We start from the raw sequence: 24,887 nt of genomic DNA on the forward strand, positions 1-24,887 counted from the left end.
GAATGATTTATCTAGCGAAATTACATTTCTTTTGGTAAAGAAAAGATTTTTGAAGTAAAGAAATTAGTATTTTTGTGGTTATAAAAACATATCGACGGTCGAGTTATTTTGCTCTAGAAATAAGGAAGAGCAAGAGACTTAGAGATACTAAATCCAATGTGATGAAACAAATTCAAATGGTTGACTTAAAAAGTCAATATGAAGGAATTAAAGAAGAAGTTAATCAATCTTTTCAAGAAGTTTTAGAATCTTCTGCATTTATCAACGGCCCTCAAGTGCATACTTTTCAAGCAAATTTAGAAAAGTATTTAGGGGTTAAGCATGTGATTCCATGTGCAAATGGAACAGATGCGTTACAAATCGCGATGATGGGACTAGGTTTACAGCCTGGTGATGAGGTAATCACCGCTGATTTTACTTTTGCAGCTACAGTGGAAGTAATTGCCTTATTACAGCTTACTCCTGTTTTAGTTGATGTTTGTCCGAATACAATGAATATTGATGTTGATGCAATTAAAAAAGCAATTACTCCTAAAACAAAGGCAATCGTACCAGTACATTTATTTGGTAATGTAGCTAATATGGAGGAGATTATGAAGATTGCAGCAGCACATAATTTGTATGTAATTGAAGATAATGCACAGGGTATTGGTGCAAGTTATACTTTTGCCAATGGTAAAAAAGTAAAAACTGGAGGAATTGCTCATGTTGGAGCTACTTCTTTCTTTCCGTCTAAAAACTTAGGATGTTACGGAGATGGTGGAGCTATCTTTACGAATGACGATGAATTAGCACATATTATGCGTGGAATTGTAAATCACGGAATGTATGAGCGTTACCACCACGATGTAGTTGGAGTAAATTCTCGTTTAGATAGTTTACAAGCCGCTGTGTTAAATGCAAAATTACCGCGTTTAGATCAATATAATAAAGCGAGAAGAGAAGCAGCTAATCAATACTCAGCAGCTTTGGCGAATCATCCAAATGTGATTACTCCAATAGTTGAAGGAGATGTAGATAGTCATGTGTTTCATCAATATACGCTGCGCATTGTGAATGCAGATAGAAATGGATTAATGGCACATTTACAATCAAAGGGAATTCCTTGTGCTATTTACTATCCAATTCCGTTGCACAACCAGAAAGCTTACTTGGATCCTCGTTATAAAGAAGAGGATTTTCCAGTTACGAATCAACTGGTAAAAGAGGTATTGTCTCTGCCAATGCATTCTGAATTAGAAGCAGATCAGATTAAATTTATTACGGACGAGATTAAAGCATTTTTAGGATAGTCCAATTGATATAAAAAAAGCCTTGAGAAATCAAGGCTTTTTTATTTGCGATTGTTGTGTCATTGTGTTGATGAGTAGAGAGCAGAGTGCACAAGCCGCTAAGGAAAGTGCTACAATGTGCATGGAGCCATCATTCAAAGTATTCAATAAAACAGAAGTCAAAAAGGTAAAGGCCAATTGAGAAGCACCAAATAGCGCAGAGGCAATACCCGATTCTGCTTTAAAAGGTGATAAAGCCAAGGTTGTTGCCGTAGGGAAAAGCATTCCCAAAGGCATAACAAAAAAGAAAAGTGGGATAAGTTGGTAGTAAATAGAAATTTCCATTAAGATAAAAGCCAATAGGAGTAATGCAGCGATCAGTTGTATGCTTGTTCCAAAGGTGATGATTTGCTTGGCTTCTAGACGCTTTCTTAAAATAGAAGAGGTCAGGAATGATCCGAGCATCAAACCGCAAGAATTAATCATAAAAACAAAGCTAAATGCAGTACTGCTCAAACCACCTACTTCCATTACGAGTACAGGTGAATTGGAGATGTATAGCATCAAGCAACTAAAAGCAATACTTCCTATGAATGTATAGGTAATGAACGTTTTGTTTTCAAACAACTTACCATAGTTTTGTAGGATGGATTTTACCTCCAAAGTAGGTAATCGATTAGAGAAATCTTCTTTTAGAAAGGTAAAGGTCATCGCAATACTCAGAAGAGCAAACAGTCCCATTGCAGTAAAAATATGAGGCCAGTCAAAATAGTTTAAAACGGTATTACCAAGGATAGGCGCTACTATGGGAGCAATCCCTCCAACAAGAGCCAAGATACTGAATATTTTTAGTGTTTTATCTTTGTCAAAACGCTTGTTGACGATCGATCGAGCGATGACTAACCCTCCGCTACTACCAAAAGCTTGTAGAAAGCGATAAGCCCACATCATTTTGATGTCCGAAACATATAGGCAAGCAAAAGAAGTGAGTATAAAAATAGTTAAGGATAGGATAATTGGTTTTTTTGCGCCGTATTTATCCGAAATAGGCCCCCAGAATAGTTGTCCAATGGCAAGACCACCTAAGAATGTTGATAGTGATACTTGAACGTAGCTGACATCCGTTTGTAAGTCAGCAGCTATTTTTGGGAAAGCTGGTAGGTACATGTCGATCGCTAGTGGTCCTAAGGCGGTCAGACTGGCGAGTGTGAAGATTAATACCCACTCTTGAAGTGATAGTTTTTCCAAGATTGTAGATGAAATAGAAAATCCTTGATTTTTTTGAGATCAAGGATTTGTGATATATTGTAATTGTTTGTATTAGATGTTGAATGTTTCAGCGTCTTTATCAATTTTTTTGATAAGACCTGTCAATACTTTTCCAGGGCCTACTTCTGTAAAACTACTAGCACCATCAGTGATCATTTGTTGTACAGATTGCGTCCATTTTACAGGAGCAGTTAATTGTACAATTAAATTCTTTTTAATCACTTCAGGATCGTTTACAGCAGCAGCAGGTACATTTTGATATACCGGACAAGTTGGTTGGTTGAATGTTGTAGCTTCTATTGCAGCAGCTAATTCTGTACGAGCAGGTTCCATCATTGGAGAGTGAAATCCACCACCTACAGGAAGTAATAAAGCTCTTTTTGCCCCTGCTTCTTTTAATTTTTCACATGCTTTTTCAACAGCTACAGTTTCTCCAGAAATTACTAATTGTCCCGGACAGTTATAGTTAGCAGCAACTACAACACCTTCTATTTCGCTACATACTTGTTCTACAATTGCGTCTTCTAAGCCCAATACAGCCGCCATAGTAGAAGGCGTGATTTCACATGCTTTTTGCATAGCCATTGCGCGTTGTGCTACTAATCGTAAAGCATCTTCAAAAGCTAAAGTTCCATTGGCAACTAAAGCGGAGAATTCACCTAAAGAGTGTCCTGCAACCATTTCAGGTTTGAAGTTTTCGATTGTTTTAGCCAATATAACAGAATGTAAAAATACAGCAGGTTGAGTAACTTTCGTTTCTTTCAATTGTTCTGCAGTTCCTTCAAACATGATGTCAGTGATATTGAAACCAAGAATATCATTTGCTTGATCAAATAACGCTTTAGCGATAGGAGAACTTTCGTATAAATCTTTACCCATTCCTGTGAATTGAGCACCTTGACCAGGGAAAACGTATGCTTTCATATGTATCTTATTAATATAAAGGTTTAGGCAAAAATAAGGTATTTTTCTTACTTAAACGAAAAGGAATAAAAAAAGCCATCTAATTGTAGATGGCTTTTGATATGATTTATTGGATAATTCCAAGTCTGTTGTCTTTAATTTTAGCTTGATCTTTTAAAGCTTGTAATACTTTAGAAGTAGCACTTGAACGAACTACAGCTTCTGTTTTAGTTTTGTAGCTGTTGTAGTGATCTAAGTTTGGAGCTAAAGTAATTAGAGTTGTTTTAACCATATAAACTCCTTTAACACCATCGATCAATTTTGAACTTTCATTTTTAGTAGTAGCGAAAGCTGTACCTACAACTAAAGGTTCATTACCAATGTTTGTGATTAATGGATTTTGTCTTGTTGCATCCATAATAACCGCAATTGAAGCATTTGTTTGTTTAGCTACTTCTTCAACTGTAGAGCCTGTCATTTTTTGTCTAATGATTTGAGCTTTTTTCTCGTTCATTAAGATAGGTTCTACTATTTTTCTAGCTTCTTCAACTGATAATAGACCTGTGTTGTTTGTAGAAGCGATTTTAGCAATAATGTATCCATCTGGAATATCAAAACGCTTCACATCACCATCTTTTGAATCTTTGTTAAATGCCCAAGAAACAATCTCGCTTCTTGCTCCAACTGCTTGTAAATACTCATCAAAAGGACGAACTGTAACGTCTTGTTGAACAATTGCATTTAATTTTTCAGCTTCAGCAACAAAGTTTCCTGTTGATGCTGCTGATTCGATAGCTGTTGCTTTTGCGAAAGTATCATCAGCTGTTGCTTCAGAAGCTTCAATTTTTCTAGCTAAAGTAGCAATTTGTACTCCTTCTGATTTTCCTAATACTTGGATAACGTGGAAACCGTAATCTGTTTCTACTACACCAATTTTACCTGTAGGGTTGTTGAAAATAAAGTCTTCAAATGGTTTTACCATTTGCCCTTTAGAGATGTCTTCGTACTTCCCTCCGTTTGCTTTTGATCCTGGATCTTCTGATTCAGCTTGCGCTAATTCTGCGAAATTAGCAGCAGTAGCTTTTTTCAAAATCTCATCTGCTTTTGCTTTTGCTTCTTCTTTTGTTCTTGTAGCAGCGCTTTGAGGAGCACCAGCATAAGAAATTAAAATGTGAGCAGCATTTGCCTTAGCACCTGCTTTTTTGTTTACAACACGTGAAATACAGTAGTGGTCATTAAATAAATAAGGTCCAAATACTTCTCCTGGTTGTAAGTTGTATAATTGTTCTTGATACTCTAATGGTAAATCTTTTTTCGCATAAAATACGCTGTCAAATTTAACATCCGAATTTGCATTAACGAAAGCCGCTAAATCTCTAGTTGCTTTGAATCCTGCAATTGTATCGTTTTTCTTAGTTTCAGCATTGTATTGTACGGTAGGCATTAAGAACGCTTGAACTGTTTCTTTTACCTCTTCTTTATCTTTGTCTGAAGGTTTGCTTTCTACATAAGCATAAGTCAACTCGCGAGTAGGCTCAGATTTGAATCTATTCTCGTGTTTTTTCATGTAGTTAGTGATTTCAGTATCACTTACCTTAGCCTCATCATCATTGATTGTGCTATAAGGAACAGTTACGTAATCAAATGTTACTTTACTGTTTTCTCCATGGTATGAGTATTTAGCTTCTGTTTGCGTAGTGTATAAACCACCTTTGATTAAGGCATCATACATTTGTTGCAAACCGAATTTCTCTAATTCTACTTCATAGTTCAACCAAGCTTGCCATTGTTCAGGACCTGCTTGTTTCATTTGCATTACCCATCCATTGAATTTTGCAACGTCAAATTGACCTAATTGGTTTTGGAATTCAGGACTATTAGCAAACATAGGGTTGGTTTTCACTACGTTGATTAATTGTTCTTTTCCGATTTGTAAACCTAATTTTTCGAACTCCGTTTTTAGCAGTATATTATTCACTTCGTTATTCCAAACCATTTGAAAGGCTTGATTTCTGCTCATTTGATTCCCTTGCTCCGCTTGGGAAACTTTCTGTTGAAAAATCTGCGTATTGATGTCTTCACCATTTACGCTTCCAATATTTCTCGAAGAACCAGCACCTCCGCTTCTAACTACGTCTCCAATAACGAATGCTAATAAAGCAATACCAATTACTGCAATTAACAGCGCCGACTTTTGTCTAATTTTTGATAAAACTGCCATGTTTTTTTATTATGTGTAATTTTTTTCAGAGAGCGAAAATACAATTATCTCTTTAATAATAAAAGGGGTAAACCTATTATTTTAGAGAAAGAATGCGTTTCTCGACGATTTTTACTGTTAAAAAATAAAATTTTTTACTTAATGCTTGATTCTTGCTAGTAAAAAACAGGTGAGATCCCTAAATTTTTGAAAAAGATAAATAGGGGATAGACGAAAAAAAAACGCCTTGTTGAAGTTAACAAGGCGTTTTGATTTATTTTTTTTTGTAGTGATCTACCATTCTTTTGCTGTATTTTCTTCTAAAGAAGAACATAAAAACAGCGATACCCGCAACTAAAAAACTTGTCCAATAGTCTGAAAAAGGAACGCCCTCAGTTATTTTGTGAATGGCGTCAAAAATAAAGAGACAAGCAATGAATAAATATAAAAAGGGTATGATTTGTAATGCTTTCATGATCTAGTTTTCTTTTTTAATACTTTCGGCATAGCTATTTCTAGCTTTTATTACGTTTAGCTTTCCGTCGAAATCAACGCCTACACCTTGTGTGAAGTTGTCGCGATCTGTGGAAGCTTTGTATTTGCCATTGGTGTAAAACCAATCGCGCTTTTGATCGTAATACAATTGATCAGATTCTAATTTTTTATTGTCGTGTGTAGTGATAACTACATTACCTCTTAAATCTACAAGCTCTGTTGCTGTATATTGTACGGCGTAATCTGCTACTACAGTATTCTTGTTGTTATCATTGTCAAAGAAGGTTAAATGTATGCCTTCCGGAAATTCTGTGAACTTGTATCTTACGGTTGAATAATCAAGCATTTTATCGCTAACTAAAATGGCTTTTACTCTTCCAGAATCGACATACTGACCTTGCATTTTTTCTGCTATTCCCGCAGGATAAAACGGCGCTTTGTTGTGTATCTTTTGAATGTCTTTGAAATTGCTTTCGCAAGAAAAGACAGTGAAGATACAAAGTGCTAAAAGAATGAAAGGCGTTTTCTTAACTACTAGCATGAGTAAGGTGTGTTAGTCGAATTTGCGTTTTAAGAACCAGAAGTCATTCAACGATAAACCGATAGATAAATTAAAGTAGTTTTCTTTAATTAAACCACTGTTTTTTGTTCCTCTACTTCCATATTCAAGCCCAATGTTAATGTTAGATAACGTACGACCAAATAAAGGTAAACCAGCACCAACAGAGAAAGCGTAATCGTTGATTGATTCGTTTTTCAATACTAATCCCGTGTTTTCATAGCGGAATCCTGCACGGTAAACTACACGGTCAAAATAGCTAGTAAACGAGTTGTATTTTGGAATATAAAATCCACCAACAGAATAGCGTTTGGTATCTTCAAACTGAGAATATTGAGATGTATTCCAGCTTGTAGATAATTTGCTGTTTTCAATATAAGTGAATTGTCCTGAAACGAACCACTTTAAGTGTTTTCCAATACCTGCTCCAAGAGCTAATTCTTGCGGTTTTGTCAACTTCGTACTCGCATTGAAGATCTCTTTAGAATCAATAATAGCACCAGTGCTATTTAACAGCCTTAAATTCGTTAAATTATCTGCCGTTAGTTTTGTTTCTGGGCTATAGGTAAGGTTGGCTTGCCAATCGTAATCTTTGTATTTCCCTTGGTATTGAACAGCTCCGCGAATTTCATATCCTTTGTAATCGATTCTTCTAGTTTCGTTCGTTCTTGAAATTAAACCAAATCCATCTCCTGCATCTACCATAGAGAGCAATGTTGTGTGATCTGTATTTCCGAAGTAATAACTCGCTTGAACTCCAACTTGTATTTTTTTGTTGATTTCATATCCTGTTCCTAAGAACACGCGATTAATTCCACCTTTACCTTCCAGTTGGCTTTGTGTTTTTTGTCCAAGATCATTGGTTAACTCACGTTCGATTTTGTATCCCGTATTTGAGTATGGCTGTAACCCGAAAACGACGGTTGTTTTTCTATTAATAGGTAAACCTAAAGCAAAATAATCAAGAGATTGACGCTTTATGTTGTCACTATTGTCGTTAGATTTAAAATTGTAGAATTTTGAGGTAGATCCAATAGACAGCGTCGTAGCTTTTAATTGGCTAATAGCAGCTGGATTCATCAAGTTTAAGTGTAAACTGTCCGAATACACACTATTACCTCCCATAGCTTTATATTCATTTGTACCATGGTAACCTAAATCTCCGATCCCGTAATACGAATAGGGAGAAGCGGTTCCTTGCTGAGCGAAAGCTTGAGCGGATAAAATAAGGCTAAAGCTAAGAATGATTCTTTTTATCATTTTCAATTATGTATTGATATATATGGTTCAAACTTTCGGAAAGAAAGTTTGGATTAGCAAATATTATATTTTTTAATCTTTTTGCCAAAAAAACTGTATCCCCACCCGTTAAAATTATTGTTAAATCGGCATAATCTTTTTTATAACGATTAATAATATTGTCGATTTCTGCAATAATTCCGTTGATGACGCCCGATTGAATTGATTCTTGCGTATTTTGTCCAATATAGTAAGAAATATCTTCTGGTTGGAGATAAGGAAGTTTTGCGGTATAATCATTTAATGCTTTATACCTCAATTGGAGACCTGGAGAAATGGCTCCTCCCAAATATTCATTTTCGGCATTGACAAAGTCATATGTAATACAGGTACCTGCATCGATGATTAAACGTGCCGTATTGGGATATTGGATGGTTGCTCCTGCAGCTACCGCCAAACGGTCGATACCTAATGTATGTGGCGTTTTGTATTTATTGATCAGGGGTAGAGGAGTACTAGAGGTAATCTGAACTAAATCGGTGTTAGTTTGAAGCCAATTTTGAAGATTTGGATCAAGGTGAACCACACTTGCCAGTACAATTTTAGGCTTTGTATCATTTTTTTTTAAAAAAAATAATAATTCTTCTTGCAAATTTTTGGTTGAAAGATATTCGGTTTTTAAAAGGCTATTGTTTTCAAACATAGCGAGTTTGGTTCTGGTGTTTCCGATATCAAGGGTGTAGATCATGGTTTGATTGCTTTGTAGAACAAAGATAAATAAAGAAAAATTGACTTGGATGTTTTGTAAGAATAAAAAAGTATTATATATTTGCAACCGCTTAAGAGAACAAAAGTTCACTACTAAAAGCCAATTGGTGCCTTAGCTCAGTTGGTAGAGCAAAGGACTGAAAATCCTTGTGTCCCTGGTTCGATTCCTGGAGGCACCACAAAATTAGCTTTTAGTATTCTTAGTTTAAAACTGGTGCCTTAGCTCAGTTGGTAGAGCAAAGGACTGAAAATCCTTGTGTCCCTGGTTCGATTCCTGGAGGCACCACAAATTTTAAACTAACACAAGCAACTGGTGCCTTAGCTCAGTTGGTAGAGCAAAGGACTGAAAATCCTTGTGTCCCTGGTTCGATTCCTGGAGGCACCACACAAGTAAAACCGATAACAAACGTTATCGGTTTTTTTTTTTCTTATTAAATTAATATTCTTCTATGTAAATACTGAATAATTTCAAATATCTCCATAAAAAAGGACAGATAATTGATAGTCGTTTTTTTACAATTTTAAAAAAAACGAGCAGTACATGAAAGGAGAGTCTATAAAAAGATCAAAAGAGAATAAAGAGAACAGCAATAGCCCGAGGAACACTCACCAAAAGAACGTAGATGGAATTACAGCGCAGATGGCCTCTCTTTCCATACAAGAATCTACAAATTCTACTAAGACACAAGAGAAAAGAGAGGAACAGAATGCAACTGCGATTTTAAAATGTTTTAGACCAGGTATTCATCATCTTGTTGACTTAACACTGGTGGTAGAAGGACAGGTTTTGCGTAACTACAAAAGTTTTGATCTTAGACAAAGCATACGAAAACATCATGAATTTGAACTTGAATTATGTCATGATGCTTTAAAAGGGGAAGAAACCTATGAGATGAGTCAGGCACAACACCTGCTTGGCAAACGGATACTCGTTACATTTCAATACAAAGGGGTAAGGGATAAACCCGAACGAGATTTTTATGGTATTATTACCAATGTATCTTTTAAACAAACTCATGGAAACAAAGGCAATATTGTTCTAAAAGGATATAGCCCTACTATACTTCTAGATCAAGCTCCACATATTCAAAGCTTTGGTGGTAAGGAGCCTGAATCTCTTCAATCAATTGTACAACGAATATTGCAAGAGGGGTATACTTGTGGAGGAAAATACAAGGCATTGGTTGAACTAAGTAAGAACGTCAACTTATCGTATACGTGTCAATATAATGAAACCTCATATAATTTTTTAGCCCGTACTGCAGAAGCTTATGGTGAACAATTCTTTTACAATGGTGAAACACTGCATTTTGGCGATTTACCAGTGGGGGATAAACCTATACAGCTTGTTTATGGACGTGATGTCGAAGACATTACAATCCGCATGCAAGCAAAACATGTCAATCGATTGTTATATGGTTACAACAGTCATACGAACAAAAAGTTAAGCGCAGCGAGTGACTCCAAACTACAGGTCAAAGGAACTTTGGCGAAAGTTGCCTATCAAAAGTCAGAAAAAATATTTACTTCTCCTTCTCTACAATTAGCTCCAATAAAAGCTTCTACGGATCAAGATGTGTTACAAGCACAAAAGGGAATTATTGGAAGTGAAGGACTAGGGGTATTTGTAACTTCAGGTGTAACTTCTGTTCCTTTTTTATATCCTGGTTGTATTGTAGAGTTAGCTATGTTAGACCCAATAACCAAGGCGAATAATCACTTTACAACACTGATGATTACCGAAGTTACTCACAACGTTGATTCACTTGGTCGATATCAGGGGTATTTTGAAGCAGTAGATGCGCAAACAGGGTTTATTCCGCGTATAGTTTATACTAATCCTTTAGCAGAACAGCAAATTGCCACTGTGGTCAATAATACAGATCCCCAAGAGAAAGGACGGGTACAGGTACAGTTTGACTGGCAAAATAGAACGCAAGCTACAGAGTGGATACGCGTGATGACTCCCGATGCAGGTCGAAGTGATCAGGTAAACAAAAATAGGGGGCTGGTAGCTATACCCGAAGTGGATGATCAGGTGATGGTCAGTTTTATAGGCAACCACCCTGATAGGCCTTTTGTGTTAGGAGGACTATTTCACGGCGAGATTGCTGCCGGGGGAGGAAAGGATAATGCTATTCGCAGTTTTAGTAGTAAGAGCGGTAATACACTCAAGTTTAACGATACAGAAGGAAGTGTAATGCTACAAGATAAAGGGACGGTACAATTGCTCTTTGATGGAACAGGGAACGCTATTTTACGAGCGGATTTAAATTATACCGTTCATGCAGGACTAGCTTATGAAGTATACGCAGGAGCAACAGAAGAAGAACCTGCTCAAGCGGGTCTGAAAGTAGATGCAGATGGGAATATTCTTCTCGATGCGAAGACGAGTATTGTTTTTAAAGTTGGGGAAAATAAGATTTCAATTGATCAACAAGGCATTATAACGCTGGCGGGTTGTGGTAAAATTGAAACTATAGCGAAAAACGGACAAATAAGTATTAAAAGTGTTACTGATGATGTAATGCTAGAGAGTGAAGCTGCTGCCTTGTACGTAAAAGGTGCAGTAGAAACAAACTTGGGTGGTGGTTCCTCTACGAACTTGACAGGCGAAATTGTAAATACTAATGAAATATAAGAATGAAAAAGCGTATTCTAGATTTCTTTAGTATCGATATTTCGCCTAAAGAATTAAATAGCGAATTAAACACGTATGTTGTTGAGGGCAAGACGCAAACAAGAGCTGGAACCTTGTTTATTGAAAACGAATATACCTCACTTGTACGCTATAAAGATGAAAATAAGGGAACACAGCGAATAGCAACCTATCAGGTTGAGGATTATAAGCAATCGTGTTCGGGGTTCGTATTTCAACTCACAGAAAGATTAAACGATATTACTTCTGATTTAATAGTAAGGCTAAATGCAAATTACGAGGTAGAGGAAATAGTAAATCACCAAGCTATTTTAGCGAAATGGGACGTAGAAAAAAGCAAGATAAAAGAACAGTTTAGCTCCATACCCGATAGTGAAGAACTTTTTGAACGATTTGAAAATGCTTTGAACAACGAGGAAAAGTTGAGACAAACTTTGTTTTATAACGGCTTAACTCAACTTTTTTTTCCGCGTATCAAACAAATGCTGGAAGATATTGAAGTGTCAAAAAAGTATAAACGCAAGAGATTTTTAGCGGGGATTCCCTTCGGATTACAGCTTCCAATACTAGAAGAATTACGGGTTCAGAAAATAGATGATCATCAATTTTCAGCAACGATAAAAGGGACACTGAATAAGGATGAGATCACCGATAAAAAAGAGTTTCTATCTGTTTTTAAATTCTTATATGGAGAAGATAAAACCCTAGACGATTTGCACTTTCGTTCCAAAGAATACTATGTGTTTGACGAGCACTTGATCTATCAATCGGGGTCGATAGAAGAATACTTTGAGGTAAAAGGGGTACACTTTAAGCAAGACAATCGAACCTTCAGTAAAAATGGAAAAAGATGAGTGAAGAGCATAAGAAGTACATTTCAGAGGGTGTGTTTTTAGTTTGCGATAAAGGAGATATCCCGTCTCAATTACTTGCAAATCCTCGTCAAATCAAACTCCATGGTTTAACTCAAGTAACGGAGAAAGACAATGTGTTTGGGAAAAATATCCTTCCCTTTGGAAGTTGTAAGACCTTACAGAGCCCATGTGCATTTGGATGTGTAACCTGGTCTAAAGTAAAACAAGGAAATTATTTCATCAATGGAGAAAAGCCACTGCTAGAACATTCGGAAGCAACTTGTCCAACAGGTGGGGGAAAAATTAAGCTGTATTTAGATCAATATGATGCAGAAAAATCAGTAAAGAAGAACAACGAAACACCTATCATTGCAGATAAGATATCTTCTCTATTGATGGATGTTTTTTTAACAGGCGATTTATCAAGTGTATGGAAACTAGCCTCAAATGAAGAGAGCCATAAAAAAGAGGGAGGTCAAGAATTTAAGAAAAGTATTGAGGGGACAGCAAATTTTTTGCTGGAAGAAATGTGGAAGACCGAGATTTGGAAATCCATGGACGATACATTGGTTATTGGTGTATCACATGCAATACCCCATTCAACACCTGGTGTTGATCAGGCTTATTTTTTCTTAGGTTGGTTAGACGCGGTATGTGGCACTGAATTTGCCAAAAATAAACTTCAGTTGGAGGCAAAACTAGAACAATCGGTAAATAAAACGATCGACACCTATCAACGAGAGCATAATGAAACTAAAGGTAAGACTTCGGAATTGGTTAGTTATACCGTTGTAGATGGATTAATCGGTAGTAAAGGAGCTGGGGTAGTCGCCGAAGGGTCAACGTCTTCAGAAAAAAAGAAAATTCGCGAAGGTAGAGTAGGGCAAATATCTACAAATGTTACTAAATTCGCTAGAGCTGTTCGAGGAGGGGGAATCAAGGTTGTTCGCGTTGGTGGGAAAAAGGCTACGTTCCATATGCCTTTGATTGAAAAGGTACTAGAGGAAGCAAAGCGAATTGTTAAAACAACATCTGCCAAAAGTAGAGGACCTTGTCTTTCTGGTTTATATGATCCGGCTACAGGAAAGACTTTTTTTGGGCTTAATTTTAAAGGAAACCCAACAGGTAAGACTGAATATGCTAAATGGATTGAAGATCCAGCTGAAAGAGGAGGAGCAGATCCCATTATTAAAGAATTGGTCAACGAGTATAAAGCTAAAATAGCAAGTGGAGCAATTGTGCTTAAAGAGGTAACGGATACGAAGTATGCTGCACATTCTGAATTAAGAGCATTGGATCAAGCACTTAAAGCGAGAAGAGCAAAGAAAATTCCAGTTGACCGAAATTCTATAAAGGAAATGAGTTTAAGTAATAGAGATTTACAACCAAAAGTAATAGAAAGAAACAATAATATACCTCCACTTAAAGCAAGGTGTCAAAACTGTGAATATTTGACAAATGGGATTCTACTACACGGACATAATTAAAAAAGGTAAACATGAATAAAAATAAAAAGAGACTGGAAGATATTGATGATTCTCTCTATTCAGAAAATGATGTAAATGGTGTGGTATCTTATTATCTAGACCCAGCATTGACACAACCATATACCGGAATAATTTACACTAAGTTTGGAGGAAAAATAGAGAGTGAAGCAGCGTATATTGATGGGCTAATGAATGGACTAGAGTATGTGTATAATGAGGAAGAAGAACTAATACAACTTACTGAATGTAGAGGGAATGTGCACTTTGGAGTTTCTAAAGAATTTGAAAATGAAAAACTTAGCTTGGTCTGTATTAATTATAACGGTAGTTTAGTAAAAGTTGTCTATTTAGGAGAGAATCAAGAGATAGTAAGTACTGAAAAATACTATTACGATGTGACGAAAGGGGATGAAGTTCCCCAAGGATATAGTGCATTAACTAGAATTTCGTATGAAGAATTACCACAGTATATTCAATTATTATTGGAATTATCCGATCAAGAGTTAGTCGATTATGAGTTCCAAGAAGAGAATCCCTATTTAAGACCCCCTTACACGAAGTAAGGAATATAAAAATACAAAAGGATAAAGGTATGAAAAGATGATTGTAGCAGTAGATGTATATTATTTTGAAACAGGGGCAAAAGTAGTAGGCGTGTTGTTTGATTCTTTTCTCGCTACAACCCCTTCTGCTATCTTAGAGAAAATGTTACCACTCCAAGAAGAGTATGAACCAGGAGCTTTTTATAAACGAGAATTACCTTGTCTATTACAATTACTTCATACGCTAAATTTAGAGGAAATCGAAGTTGTAGTAGTTGATGGTTATGTTTACCTCGATGAAGATAAAAAGAGCGGATTAGGGTATTATCTCTACCAAGCTTTAGGTGAAAAGATTCCTGTTGTAGGCGTGGCGAAGTCTTATTTTTTTGCTTCAACGAATCTTGTTAAAGAGGTTTATAGAGGAGAAAGTAAAAAGCCTTTGTATGTTTCGGCAGTAGGACTAAGTTTGGATGTGGCACAATCAGCTATCCAGCAGATGTATGGCGATTTTCGAATGCCTTATCTCTTGAAACTTATGGATACGGAAACAAAGAAAATTGAAAAGTAACGGTTCGCCGTTGAGCAATAAACCATAAACTAAAAAAGCGAAACCTAAGTTTCGCTTTTTTTTTATTTTGTTAAATTTTCGTATTTGTATTCTTCTGCTTTAATTTCAAATTCCAAATTAGCAATTTCTGTTTGATACTTATGCAATTTAGTTTTGATCTTTAATTCCTGAACTGGAGCAATTTTCCCTAATGCCATGTCACGGTTAAAAGCGTCGTTTTCTTTGTTGTATTTGGCTTTTGTTTTGTTTAGTTTGTCCGTTAGTTTTTGGATTTTCTTTTGACATTTAGCGATCTCTTTTTGCTTTTTAAGCTCAGCTTTTCGCTCGCGTTCAATTTGTTTTTGTTGTTGATTGAAAGCTTTTAATTCTTCAGCAGTCATCGTTGGAACTTCCGATACAACACTTTCCACTACTTCTACTACGGGTCCTTCTGGAAGTATTGTAGTAGATTCTTCTTTTTGTACCTCTTGAGCTTGCATAGCAACCGAGCTAAGTAGCAATAAACCTGCGATTACACTTGTTTTTTTCATTTCTTCTTCTCTATTTTTGTTTTATTGTTGTTCTAATAATTACCATTCATTAATTCTATTTGCGTCTAATTTTAGAAAAATGAATAGCAGTAATGTAAAGGCAATTAAACTCGAACCTCCATAAGAGAAAAACGGAAGAGGAACACCAATAGTAGGAAATAATCCTACAAGCATGCTAATATTGAATGCAAAGTGAATAAACAAAAAGCTTACTACACAATAACCGTACACCTTGTTGAATCTCTTTTTCTGTTTTTCGGCGAGGTAAATCAAACGAAAAAATAAACAAAGAAATAAAACAATAATTGTACTAGATCCAACGAATCCCCATTCTTCTCCAACGGTCGTAAAGATATAATCGGTGTGTTGTTCCGGGACAAAACCTCCTTTGGTTTGCGTTCCTTGTAAGAATCCAGTTCCGTACCAACCTCCAGAACCAATCGCAATTTTTGATTGATTTAGGTTATATCCTTCGGCTTGAAGGTCTACATCTTCACCGAGTAAAACGTTTATCCTATCCTTTTGATGGGGTTCAAGAACATTGTCATAAACATAATCAACGGATAAAACAAAGCCGCACATTACGGTGGCTAAAATAAGATAAATAAAGGGGTTTCTATTGATGTTTTTGTTAAAGTAGTAGTGTAGGAGTGTTAATACTGCAATGGTTGTGATGATTAGTGATGGCTTTACTACTAAAGCTGCAATAAATAAGAGAATAGTAATGAAACCTGTCCACAAATACCAAGAGGGTAATCCTTCTCGAAATAGCACAAATACTAAAGAGGCAAATAACATAGCACTTCCTGTATCGTGTTTTAAGATAAGCAAAGTTGGTACTCCAATGATAATAAAGGCAGTTACTTGTTCCTTTAGCGTCTTTAAGGTTCCTTGATTATCTGAGAAATATTTTGCTAGTAGTAGAGCTGTAGTTGTTTTTACAAATTCAGAAGGCTGTATTCCCAGTCCTCCTATTTGATACCAGTTTGTTTGTCCTTTGACAGATTTACCGAAAACAAATAGTCCAAGTATAGATAGAATACCCAGAATGTAAAAAATGAGGGCATATTTTTCGTAAAACTTAGTATCTAAGGCCAAAATGAGAATAATGAGTGGAATACACGTCAGGATAAAAACTAATTGTCTACCATATATCTGACTAAAATCAAATATACTTGCATCTTCATTCGGGAGAGAGGTAGAATAAATATTAACCCATCCCGCAACGACAAGTAAAAGGTATAACAAAATAGTTATCCAGTCTATATGTTTTTGTACGCTTCCGCTTCTCATTGTTTTTTCGGCTTATCTGCTAAATTATATAATTGTAAAACTTTGTTGTATTCGCTTTCCAAACTTCCTTCTAGCATGCGTTTTTCTAAATCTGTGCGAACAATCTCAGGAAGTAAATATTTTTGAAGCATTAAACTCGTGATAGGTGCTGCCCATCGCGCTCCCCAAACTCCATTTTCAATAAAAACAGCAATAACAATTTTAGGATCATCAACTGGAGCAAATGCTACGAATACAGAGTGATCGGCTAATTGATAGCGCTTGCCATTAATACGAGTAAAGTTTTCTACTGTTCCTGTTTTTCCGGCCATTTCTAGTTGCGGAACGGCTACACTTCTACCTGTACCAACGTGGAAAACTTGATTCATTCCTTGGATAATAGGATCAAAGTGTTTCGGATCAATTGTAGTCACCTGCTTGGTTACAAACTTTTTGTCGATATTGTGGTCTTCAATGTTTTTGATGATATGAGGAGTGTAGTAGTAGCCTTTATTTGCTACAGCTGCCGCCATATTTGCTAACTGCATAGGAGTCATGATAACCTCGCCTTGTCCAATAGCGTTGGAAATGGTCGTTGTACTTTTCCATCCCTTGTTGGGATACCAACGATCATAATAGGCAGAATTGGGAATATGCCCTTTTCGGCCTTCAGGTAAATCATATCCTAAAAATTGACCCAATCCAAAACTTTCTAAATGCTTACTCCAACGGTCAATACCTTCTGCTGGGGTTTTGTATTTTTCAATGATTTTTTTATAGGTTTGTGCAAAGTAAGTATTACACGATAATGCTATAGCATGACGCAAACTCCAGGTCCCAGAATCGTGACAACCCATCCATGCTCCTCGACCATAGTAAAAACCTCTACTACAGCTAAAAGCAGTATGTTCGGTAATAACCCCCTCTTGTAAACCAATTAATCCCGTGAGGATTTTAAATGGTGAACCTGGTGAATATTCTCCTGATAATACGCGATTGTATAAGGGTTTTGCTAAGGAGTCATTGTATAGTTTGGTGTAGTTTTTTGAGCGCTCTCTCCCAACTAACAAGCTAGGATCGTAGGAAGGTGCGTTGATTAAGGCTAAGATTTCACCTGTTTTGGGTTCAATCGCTACGATTCCTCCGCGTTTGTTCTTCATTAAAAGCTCACCATAAGCTTGTAGCTCATTGTCAATGGTAAGGGTAATATCACTTCCTTTAATGGAAATAGTGTCATAAACTCCATCCTTAAACGAACCAATTTCACGGTTGAAACGATCGCGTTGAATGTATTTTACTCCCTTAGTTCCTCTTAAAATTTCTTCATATTGTTGTTCAACCCCTTGAATACCGATTAAATCTCCAGATCGATAGTAAGGGTTGTTCTTAATATTGTCTTCGTTTACTTGGCGGATATAACCGAAAATATTCGCTCCTGAGTGTACTTGGTAGTCTCTTAGCGAACGTTTTTGCACATAAAAGCCGTTGAAATGACGAATCTTTTCTTGAAAGGCAGCATATTCTGATTTGCTCAATTGAGCTAAAAATACAGAAGGTAATCGCGGACTGTAAACCGTTGCCTTTTGTAATTTCGTATTAAACTCTTCCAGGGTTACATCAAGTAATTTACACAAGGCTAGGGTGTCAATATCCTTTACCTCTCGAGGGATTACCATGATGTCATAGGAGGGTTGATTCGCAACGAGTAATTTCTTGTTTCGATCGAATATATAACCTCTTTCCGGATACTCATAGACAATCTTTAGTGCGTTGTTTTCTGATTTTTTAATATACGTATCGTCTACGACTTGTAAATAGAAAAGTCGAATAAGAATAGTTATAGTTACTGCAACTATGATAATAGGAAGTAATAACTTTCTCATCTTTTAGACGGTTTGATCAAGTATATAATTAAAATGCAACTGAGTAAAGTAGCTATTGTTGTTAATAACGTACGCAATAGGATTTCCCAAATAAAATTAAAGCGAAGAAATTCTAATGCAAACAAGACTACGTGATGAATAACTACGGTAAAAATTAAGTAACCAAATACCTCCATGGATGAAAAAAGATCTTTAGTCACCTTTTTTAAAACATTAAGATTGTGGTATTGGTAACTAATACCAAAGGAAAATTTAAGAACGAGTGGTCTACTGAAGGCTAATATTAAGGAAGCCGCGGCGTGTACTCCACCAGAGTTCTCAAACATGTCTATGGTTAGTCCTAATAAAAAACTAGAAACATAGAACAGTGCTTTATTTCCATCCGTCGGATAGAGGATGATAAATAAAATATACGGGAATGGATTTATAAAAGATAATAAATCCAAGTTGTTAAATATTAATACTTGTGCGATTAATAAGAAAACAAAGCGAGTTATATTTGAAATAGCACTATTCATTTCGAGTTGCTTCTTCTAGTTCGTTAATTTCACCAAGATCGTTATTTTTAATCACATAAACATACCCTAAGTTTGTCATGTCATTAAAAAGTTTAACTTCAATCGTAAAGTAATTAGAGCTTTCTGTGGTATAAGCCTTTTCGATGGTACCAATAGGAATATTCTCAGGAAAGATATCTGAGATACCTCCTGTAACAATTGTATCTCCTTGAAAAAGTTCAGCTAGACGAGGGATGTCATTTAATTGAACATATCCTGTACTTTTTCCATCCCATTGCAATGTTCCAAAGTGATTAGAACCTTTAATTTTTGCATTGATCTTGGATTTCGCGTTCAAGATACTTTGTACGGTTGAATATTTTTTGGATGATTTTTGGATAATACCTACAATTCCGTTGCTGTTGATTACTCCTAAATCTTTTGTAATACCTTCTCGTTCTCCTCCTTTTATGGTTAAATAGTTCTCTTTCGTGTTGAATTCATTTTTAATTACTTTGGCTACAATTACATTGTAAATTTCTTCTTGATCGGAAAGAAGAGGTAATTCGACCACAGTAGAATCTGCCGTAATAGAACTATTAAAGGCTTGTTTTTTTAGTAGGGCATTCTCCAGAACTAAGGCGTCATTTTCTGTTTTCAGACGCATGTATTCTTTCAAATTATTTACATTTTCATAGACGTAACCCGTCACACCATTGGCCGAGCTAATAAATGAACTCTTGTGAAAGGTATGAGTTCGAAGTACTAGGACAAATGATATAACTAAAAGCAGCAAAAACAGTAACTTAGTACTGTTTTTTATAAAGAAATTAATTATTTGCTGCATAGGTTAGTTTATTTTATCAATACACTTTTGTATTTGTCAATATTTTTGATGGCAAGACCTGTCCCGCGTACAACAGCACGCAATGGATCTTCCGCAATATAAACAGGTAAATCAGTTTTTTGAGAGATTCTTTTATCTAATCCTCTTAACATAGATCCTCCACCTGCTAGGTAGATTCCTGTATTATAAATATCAGCTGCTAATTCAGGAGGTGTTTGAGAAAGTGTCTCCATGACAGCATCTTCGATACGTTGTATTGATTTGTCTAATGCTTTTGCTATTTCGCGGTACGAAACCGTTACTTGTTTTGGTTTTCCAGTTAACAAGTCACGTCCTTGAACGAGCATATCTTCTGGAGCAGTTTCTAAATCTTCTGTTGCAGCTCCTGTTTGAATCTTGATCTTTTCTGCTGTGCTTTCACCAACAAATAAGTTGTGTTGTGTACGCATATAGTAGATGATGTCATTGGTAAATACGTCACCCGCAATTTTTACAGATTTATCACAAACAATACCTCCAAGAGCAATAACAGCAATTTCAGTTGTTCCTCCTCCGATATCTACAATCATGTTTCCTTTTGGTTGCATGATGTCTACACCAATACCAATAGCTGCAGACATAGGTTCGTGTATTAAATAAACCTCTTTACCATTCACACGCTCACAAGATTCTTTTACCGCACGCATTTCCACTTCTGTAATACCAGATGGAATACATACAACCATGCGTAGTGCAGGGGTAAACATTTTCTTTCTCAGTGCAGGAATGCTCTTGATAAAGAGGCTTATCATTTTTTCTGATGCGTCAAAGTCAGCAATAACTCCGTCTTTTAAAGGGCGTATTGTTTTGATGTTACCATGAGTTTTCCCCTGCATCAAACTCGCTTCTTTTCCAACGGCTATGATTTTTCCCGTTGTCCTATCTCTAGCAACGATTGATGGATTGTCAACGACAACTTTCCCATCGTGAATGATTAGGGTGTTCGCAGTTCCTAAGTCGATTGCGATATCTTCCGTCATGAAATCAAAAAATCCCATAAATATAAAAGGCTTTTAGAGTTAATATTTTTGTTGTTCTACAAAATTAGTAAATTAATGTTTAAAATGACGAATTCCAGTGAAAACCATTGCGATTTTATTTTCGTCACAATAGGTAATACTTAACTCGTCTTTAATTGAACCACCTGGTTGAATTACTGCCGTAATCCCAGCCTTGTCTGCAATTTCTACACAATCAGGGAAAGGGAAGAATGCGTCACTCGCCATAACAGCACCTTTTAGGCTGAATTCGAATGAATTAGCTTTTTTAATCGCTTGACGTAATGCATCCACTCTCGATGTTTGTCCTGTTCCAGAAGCACATAGTTGTCCGTCTTTTACTAAAACAATCGTATTTGATTTGGTGTGTTTACAGATTTTAGAAGCAAATAATAAATCGTCTACTTCTTTTGTTGTAGGGGTTACTTTAGTAACTGTTGTTAAGTGGTCTTTATTGTCTGTAACATTATCTTTATCTTGTACTAAGATACCATTTAAACAAGTACGAACGTGTTTCGCAGGTAAATCAATTTCGTTTAAGATTAAGATGATTCTGTTTTTCTTTTCTTTTAAAATTTCAATTGCAGCCGCTTCATAAGCTGGTGCAATAACTACTTCACAAAACAATTGGTTGATTTCTGTTGCTGTAGCTGTATCAATAGTGCCATTTGCAATTAAAACACCTCCAAAAGCAGAAGTAGGATCTCCAGCTAATGCATCTACATAAGCTTCTTTCATTGTGCTTCTTTGCGCAACTCCACATGCGTTATTGTGTTTTAAGATCGCAAATGTTGGTTGCTCTCCTTTGAACTCATTCATTAAGTTTACAGCAGCATCAACATCCAAAAGGTTATTGTATGATAATTCTTTTCCATTTAGTTTTTCAAATAACTGATCGAAATTACCAAAGAAATGCCCTTTTTGATGTGGGTTTTCTCCATAGCGCAACTCAATGCCTTCTGCATGACTGATTTTTAATGTATCGTCTGCTTCGTTGAAGTAATTGAAAATAGCTCCGTCATAGTGTGAAGAAACATGGAACGCTTTTGTTGCTAACAAACGTCTCTGTGCTAATGTTGTTGAACCATTGTTCTCAACAATCATTTGCAAGAATAATGCATATTCGTTAACTGAAGGTACAATAATCGTATCTTGAAAGTTCTTAGCTGCAGCGCGAATTAATGAAATTCCACCAATATCAATTTTTTCAATGATATCTGCTTCACTAGCTCCTGAAGCAACCGTTTTTTCGAAAGGATACAAATCAACAATTACTAAATCAATTTGAGGAATATCAAATTCTTTCATTTGTTGAACATCTCCTTCGTGATTTTGTCTATTTAAGATTCCACCGAAAATTTTTGGATGTAAGGTTTTTACTCTTCCTCCCAATATTGAAGGATAAGAAGTGACGTCTTCTACAGGTACTACTGGTATACCTAAATCTTTAATGAAAGTTTCTGTACCTCCTGTAGAATAGATAGTTACCTCGTTTTTGTGTAATTCTCTTACAATAGGTTCTAATCCGTCTTTGCTAAAAACAGAAATTAATGCCGATTGAATCTTTTTAGTTGTGTTCATTGTGTGTTATTAATTAAACGGCAAAAATAACTAATGTCTAGGTATTTATAAAGTTAATAGAGAAGTTTTTATTTTAATTTTAAGAGACGTAAATTGTCTTGTTTTTTAGAAGAAAAAGAAAAGTAGATGTAACTTTTATCTTCTTCTTCTACTAATAAGAATGTCGTTGAACTTATTGCTATGATACTATATTTTAGACTTTTACTCAGTAGTTTTCAATTTGCTGTTAATGCATTGAGAACTAATAAACTAAGAACTTTGCTCTCTTTGTTAGGGGTAACAGTAGGTATTTTTTCAATTATTGCTGTTTTAGCAGCAGTAGATTCAATGGATCGCATGCTGAAATCAGAGCTGAGTGGTTTTGATCGAAATATGATTTATGTGTTTAATCATTCCTTCGGACCGTCTGAAATTCCCCGTTGGAAGATTGATCAATTTCCCAATGTAACTTATGAAGAATATGATTATTTGAAGCGCAATTTAAAAGAGGTAGAATACGCGTCTTTTAATTTTTTTGTGGGCAGTGAAAATATGAAGGCGGATCGTTACTATGCCAATGATGTTATTGTTCGCCCGTGTAGTTCGGATATGCAGTATTTAGATAATGTGAAAATGGCGAGTGGACGATTCTTCAATGAAGCAGAAGCCGTGAATGGCAGTGCTGTAATCGTGATTGGAAACGAAATTGCCAATACGCTTTTTCCCGGTCAAGATCCTCTTGGTAAAAGTGTGCGTTTGTATGGCAGGCGATTTGCGGTTATCGGTGTTCTGGATAAACAAGGAGCAATCTCTATTGGAGGTGGACATGATGAAACCGCTTATATTCCCGTAAATCTCTTTCGACAAATGTTTGGAGATAACATCAAGGCATATACTCCTGTGATTATTTTAAAGCCAAATGATCGAACGGATATCAAACTATTTGAAGATGATATAACGTCTAAATTACGCTCTTTTAGAGGTTTGAAAGTAGGAGAGGATACGAATTTCTTTGTCAATGTATTTGGAGGGATGATGGAGTTTTTAGACAATATCATTAGCCAAATGAATTTAGTAGGCTGGATTATCAGTATGTTTTCTCTACTGGTTGGAGGCTTTGGAATAGCTAACATTATGTTTGTGTCAGTAAAAGAACGCACCCATTTAATCGGTATACAAAAAGCAATCGGTGCAAAGCGACGTATTATTTTATTGCAGTTTTTATTTGAGTCAATTATACTAGCACTTATTGGTGGATTGGTCGGAATTATTTTGGTTTGGATGATTGCCCAAGGGGTGAGTGTATTGTTAGATTTTGAGTTTGTACTAAGCTTTTTTAATGTTGTTTTAGGACTAGGATTGTCTATGATTATCGGACTAATTTCGGGGTATCTACCTGCTCGTTCTGCGGCAAAATTAGATCCAGTAGAAGCAATTCGTTCAGGAATGTAAGATGGTTGATTGTTGATGGTGGTTTATCGATAACTGATAACCGATCACAGCTAACAGATAATAAAAAAAGTCTTCCGAAAGGAAGACTTTTTTTATTATCTAATAGGACGATTTAAAATCAAATCTAAGTATAGATTTACATTTTTCTTTAACTCTTTACGGTGTGTAATAAAGTCTAAGAATCCGTGTTCTAACAAGAATTCCGAAGTTTGGAATCCTTCTGGTAAATCTTTACCTGTTGTATCTTTTACAATACGCGGTCCAGCGAAGCCAATTAACGCACCTGGTTCAGCGATATTGATATCACCTAACATAGCGAAAGATGCAGAAATACCTCCTGTAGTCGGATCTGTACAAAGTGAAATATAAGGTATCTTAGCATCACTTAGTTGAGTCAACTTAGCAGAAGTTTTTGCCATTTGCATCAATGAAAAACCTGCTTCCATCATACGAGCTCCTCCTGATTTAGAAATCATTAGAAAAGGAATTTTATGCTTTAAAGAGTAGTCAATACCTCTAGCAATTTTTTCACCTACTACTGAACCCATAGATCCACCAATGAAAGCAAAATCCATTGCAGCAACAACTAATTTTTCTCCTTTTGAATTTCCAACAGCTACACGCACAGCATCGTTAAGTTGTGTTTTTGAAGTAGCTTCTTTTAAGCGATCTACATATTTTTTTGTATCCTCAAACTTCAGCATATCTTTTGAAGATAGGCTTTTTGCTATTTCTTTGTAATCGCCATTATCAAAAAGAATTTCAAAATATTCTTTACTGCCAATTCGAACGTGGTAACCATCTTCTGGACTTACCCAAAGATTTTTTTCTAATTCTTCAGAGTCAATAATTTTACCTGTTGGTGATTTGTACCATAATCCTTTTGGTATATCCTTTTTGTCCTCAGTTGGTGTTTGAATTCCTTTTTCTTTTCTTTTAAACCAAGCCATAAATGTCTGTTTTGTTTATACTATGTTAATAGGTTTATGCAAGAA

General features: G+C 35.9%; 22 protein-coding genes and 3 tRNA genes. 10 read left to right on the forward strand and 15 right to left on the reverse strand.

The window, feature by feature from the left end; all coding sequences use genetic code 11:
- Window positions 1-161 precede the first annotated feature (161 nt).
- Window positions 162-1,292, forward strand: a complete 1,131-nt coding sequence (locus H4K33_RS02565) for a DegT/DnrJ/EryC1/StrS aminotransferase family protein (RefSeq protein ID WP_182646941.1) — start codon at window positions 162-164, stop codon at window positions 1,290-1,292.
- Window positions 1,293-1,322: 30 nt separating this feature from the next.
- Here the strand turns inward: H4K33_RS02565 and H4K33_RS02570 are convergent, their stop codons facing one another.
- The 7 genes from H4K33_RS02570 to H4K33_RS02600 form a co-directional block, all read right to left on the reverse strand.
- A complete protein-coding gene (locus H4K33_RS02570) occupies window positions 1,323-2,519 on the reverse strand; it encodes a multidrug effflux MFS transporter (protein WP_182646942.1) in 1,197 nt (398 codons plus the stop codon).
- A gap of 72 nt (window positions 2,520-2,591) precedes the next feature.
- Window positions 2,592-3,464, reverse strand: coding sequence for an ACP S-malonyltransferase (gene fabD, locus H4K33_RS02575; protein WP_182646943.1), 873 nt, complete (start codon window positions 3,462-3,464; stop codon window positions 2,592-2,594).
- A 106-nt stretch (window positions 3,465-3,570) separates the two neighbouring features.
- Window positions 3,571-5,664: a peptidylprolyl isomerase gene (locus H4K33_RS02580; RefSeq protein ID WP_182646944.1), complete on the reverse strand. Its 2,094-nt coding sequence runs from the start codon at window positions 5,662-5,664 to the stop codon at window positions 3,571-3,573.
- Between the two features lie 253 nt (window positions 5,665-5,917).
- A complete protein-coding gene (locus H4K33_RS02585) occupies window positions 5,918-6,118 on the reverse strand; it encodes a hypothetical protein (protein WP_182646945.1) in 201 nt (66 codons plus the stop codon).
- Window positions 6,119-6,121: 3 nt separating this feature from the next.
- Entirely contained in the window at window positions 6,122-6,679 is a 558-nt protein-coding gene (lptC, locus tag H4K33_RS02590; RefSeq protein ID WP_182646946.1) for an LPS export ABC transporter periplasmic protein LptC, read from the reverse strand.
- Between the two features lie 12 nt (window positions 6,680-6,691).
- Entirely contained in the window at window positions 6,692-7,957 is a 1,266-nt protein-coding gene (locus H4K33_RS02595) for a hypothetical protein (protein WP_182646947.1), read from the reverse strand.
- The gene (locus H4K33_RS02600) at window positions 7,935-8,684 is read right to left on the reverse strand and encodes a type III pantothenate kinase (RefSeq protein WP_182646948.1); all 750 of its coding nucleotides are present in this window, start codon (window positions 8,682-8,684) and stop codon (window positions 7,935-7,937) included. The genes H4K33_RS02595 and H4K33_RS02600 overlap by 23 nt, the downstream gene beginning before the upstream one ends.
- A gap of 126 nt (window positions 8,685-8,810) precedes the next feature.
- Between H4K33_RS02600 and H4K33_RS02605 the strand changes: the two genes are divergently transcribed.
- From H4K33_RS02605 to H4K33_RS02640, 8 genes are all read left to right on the forward strand, one after another.
- Window positions 8,811-8,883 (forward strand) — tRNA-Phe (locus H4K33_RS02605).
- A 34-nt stretch (window positions 8,884-8,917) separates the two neighbouring features.
- Window positions 8,918-8,990, forward strand: a tRNA-Phe gene (locus tag H4K33_RS02610).
- 26 nt (window positions 8,991-9,016) lie between these two features.
- Window positions 9,017-9,089: transfer RNA gene (locus H4K33_RS02615), tRNA-Phe, on the forward strand.
- Between the two features lie 156 nt (window positions 9,090-9,245).
- Complete coding sequence (locus H4K33_RS02620) at window positions 9,246-11,345, forward strand: type VI secretion system Vgr family protein (RefSeq protein ID WP_182646949.1); 2,100 nt, start codon at window positions 9,246-9,248, stop codon at window positions 11,343-11,345.
- A 2-nt stretch (window positions 11,346-11,347) separates the two neighbouring features.
- On the forward strand, window positions 11,348-12,217 hold the full coding sequence (locus tag H4K33_RS02625; protein WP_182646950.1) for a hypothetical protein: 870 nt from the start codon (window positions 11,348-11,350) through the stop codon (window positions 12,215-12,217).
- Entirely contained in the window at window positions 12,214-13,704 is a 1,491-nt protein-coding gene (locus H4K33_RS02630; RefSeq protein ID WP_182646951.1) for a DUF4280 domain-containing protein, read from the forward strand. Before H4K33_RS02625 ends, H4K33_RS02630 begins: the two co-directional genes overlap by 4 nt.
- Before the next feature lie 80 nt (window positions 13,705-13,784).
- Window positions 13,785-14,267 (forward strand): hypothetical protein, encoded by a 483-nt coding sequence (locus tag H4K33_RS02635; protein WP_182646952.1) that lies wholly within the window; start codon window positions 13,785-13,787, stop codon window positions 14,265-14,267.
- 37 nt (window positions 14,268-14,304) lie between these two features.
- A complete protein-coding gene (locus H4K33_RS02640) occupies window positions 14,305-14,814 on the forward strand; it encodes an endonuclease V (RefSeq protein ID WP_182646953.1) in 510 nt (169 codons plus the stop codon).
- Between the two features lie 62 nt (window positions 14,815-14,876).
- On the opposite strand, the gene H4K33_RS02645 is transcribed toward H4K33_RS02640, so the two are convergent.
- Genes H4K33_RS02645 through purH form a run of 7 tightly spaced genes read right to left on the reverse strand, consistent with a single transcriptional unit; the run spans window position 14,877 to window position 22,461 of the window.
- Window positions 14,877-15,344 carry a hypothetical protein gene (locus tag H4K33_RS02645; RefSeq protein WP_182646954.1) on the reverse strand — a complete coding sequence of 156 codons (468 nt, stop codon included), beginning with the start codon at window positions 15,342-15,344 and terminating at the stop codon, window positions 14,877-14,879.
- 39 nt (window positions 15,345-15,383) lie between these two features.
- Window positions 15,384-16,637: a rod shape-determining protein RodA gene (rodA, locus tag H4K33_RS02650; RefSeq protein WP_182646955.1), complete on the reverse strand. Its 1,254-nt coding sequence runs from the start codon at window positions 16,635-16,637 to the stop codon at window positions 15,384-15,386.
- Window positions 16,634-18,499 carry a penicillin-binding protein 2 gene (gene mrdA / locus H4K33_RS02655; protein ID WP_182646956.1) on the reverse strand — a complete coding sequence of 622 codons (1,866 nt, stop codon included), beginning with the start codon at window positions 18,497-18,499 and terminating at the stop codon, window positions 16,634-16,636. Before mrdA ends, rodA begins: the two co-directional genes overlap by 4 nt.
- Window positions 18,496-19,017 carry a rod shape-determining protein MreD gene (locus tag H4K33_RS02660; RefSeq protein WP_182646957.1) on the reverse strand — a complete coding sequence of 174 codons (522 nt, stop codon included), beginning with the start codon at window positions 19,015-19,017 and terminating at the stop codon, window positions 18,496-18,498. Before H4K33_RS02660 ends, mrdA begins: the two co-directional genes overlap by 4 nt.
- Window positions 19,010-19,843, reverse strand: coding sequence for a rod shape-determining protein MreC (gene mreC, locus H4K33_RS02665; protein WP_182646958.1), 834 nt, complete (start codon window positions 19,841-19,843; stop codon window positions 19,010-19,012). Before mreC ends, H4K33_RS02660 begins: the two co-directional genes overlap by 8 nt.
- An 8-nt stretch (window positions 19,844-19,851) precedes the next feature.
- Entirely contained in the window at window positions 19,852-20,880 is a 1,029-nt protein-coding gene (locus tag H4K33_RS02670; protein ID WP_060872609.1) for a rod shape-determining protein, read from the reverse strand.
- Window positions 20,881-20,934: 54 nt separating this feature from the next.
- Complete coding sequence (purH, locus tag H4K33_RS02675; protein ID WP_182646959.1) at window positions 20,935-22,461, reverse strand: bifunctional phosphoribosylaminoimidazolecarboxamide formyltransferase/IMP cyclohydrolase; 1,527 nt, start codon at window positions 22,459-22,461, stop codon at window positions 20,935-20,937.
- Window positions 22,462-22,641: 180 nt separating this feature from the next.
- On the opposite strand from purH, the gene H4K33_RS02680 reads away from it, so the two are divergent.
- A complete protein-coding gene (locus H4K33_RS02680) occupies window positions 22,642-23,892 on the forward strand; it encodes an ABC transporter permease (RefSeq protein WP_182646960.1) in 1,251 nt (416 codons plus the stop codon).
- A gap of 95 nt (window positions 23,893-23,987) precedes the next feature.
- Here the strand turns inward: H4K33_RS02680 and accD are convergent, their stop codons facing one another.
- Window positions 23,988-24,842: an acetyl-CoA carboxylase, carboxyltransferase subunit beta gene (accD, locus tag H4K33_RS02685; protein ID WP_182646961.1), complete on the reverse strand. Its 855-nt coding sequence runs from the start codon at window positions 24,840-24,842 to the stop codon at window positions 23,988-23,990.
- Window positions 24,843-24,887: the final 45 nt, after the last annotated feature.

The organism is Myroides sp. WP-1, assembly GCF_014145635.1.
Classification (GTDB): domain Bacteria; phylum Bacteroidota; class Bacteroidia; order Flavobacteriales; family Flavobacteriaceae; genus Flavobacterium.

Coding starts and splice junctions, on each gene's coding strand:
- H4K33_RS02660 (WP_182646957.1), bottom strand. CDS start 19,017: ATGAATAGTGCTATTTCAAATATAACTCGCTTTGTTTTCTTATTAATC.
- H4K33_RS02580 (WP_182646944.1), bottom strand. CDS start 5,664: ATGGCAGTTTTATCAAAAATTAGACAAAAGTCGGCGCTGTTAATTGCA.
- H4K33_RS02680 (WP_182646960.1), top strand. CDS start 22,642: ATGATACTATATTTTAGACTTTTACTCAGTAGTTTTCAATTTGCTGTT.
- H4K33_RS02595 (WP_182646947.1), bottom strand. CDS start 7,957: ATGATAAAAAGAATCATTCTTAGCTTTAGCCTTATTTTATCCGCTCAA.
- fabD (WP_182646943.1), bottom strand. CDS start 3,464: ATGAAAGCATACGTTTTCCCTGGTCAAGGTGCTCAATTCACAGGAATG.
- lptC (WP_182646946.1), bottom strand. CDS start 6,679: ATGCTAGTAGTTAAGAAAACGCCTTTCATTCTTTTAGCACTTTGTATC.
- H4K33_RS02600 (WP_182646948.1), bottom strand. CDS start 8,684: ATGATCTACACCCTTGATATCGGAAACACCAGAACCAAACTCGCTATG.
- mreC (WP_182646958.1), bottom strand. CDS start 19,843: ATGCAGCAAATAATTAATTTCTTTATAAAAAACAGTACTAAGTTACTG.
- rodA (WP_182646955.1), bottom strand. CDS start 16,637: ATGAGAAGCGGAAGCGTACAAAAACATATAGACTGGATAACTATTTTG.
- H4K33_RS02670 (WP_060872609.1), bottom strand. CDS start 20,880: ATGGGATTTTTTGATTTCATGACGGAAGATATCGCAATCGACTTAGGA.
- accD (WP_182646961.1), bottom strand. CDS start 24,842: ATGGCTTGGTTTAAAAGAAAAGAAAAAGGAATTCAAACACCAACTGAG.
- H4K33_RS02640 (WP_182646953.1), top strand. CDS start 14,305: ATGATTGTAGCAGTAGATGTATATTATTTTGAAACAGGGGCAAAAGTA.
- purH (WP_182646959.1), bottom strand. CDS start 22,461: ATGAACACAACTAAAAAGATTCAATCGGCATTAATTTCTGTTTTTAGC.
- H4K33_RS02645 (WP_182646954.1), bottom strand. CDS start 15,344: ATGAAAAAAACAAGTGTAATCGCAGGTTTATTGCTACTTAGCTCGGTT.
- mrdA (WP_182646956.1), bottom strand. CDS start 18,499: ATGAGAAAGTTATTACTTCCTATTATCATAGTTGCAGTAACTATAACT.
- H4K33_RS02630 (WP_182646951.1), top strand. CDS start 12,214: ATGAGTGAAGAGCATAAGAAGTACATTTCAGAGGGTGTGTTTTTAGTT.
- H4K33_RS02625 (WP_182646950.1), top strand. CDS start 11,348: ATGAAAAAGCGTATTCTAGATTTCTTTAGTATCGATATTTCGCCTAAA.
- H4K33_RS02585 (WP_182646945.1), bottom strand. CDS start 6,118: ATGAAAGCATTACAAATCATACCCTTTTTATATTTATTCATTGCTTGT.
- H4K33_RS02565 (WP_182646941.1), top strand. CDS start 162: ATGAAACAAATTCAAATGGTTGACTTAAAAAGTCAATATGAAGGAATT.
- H4K33_RS02620 (WP_182646949.1), top strand. CDS start 9,246: ATGAAAGGAGAGTCTATAAAAAGATCAAAAGAGAATAAAGAGAACAGC.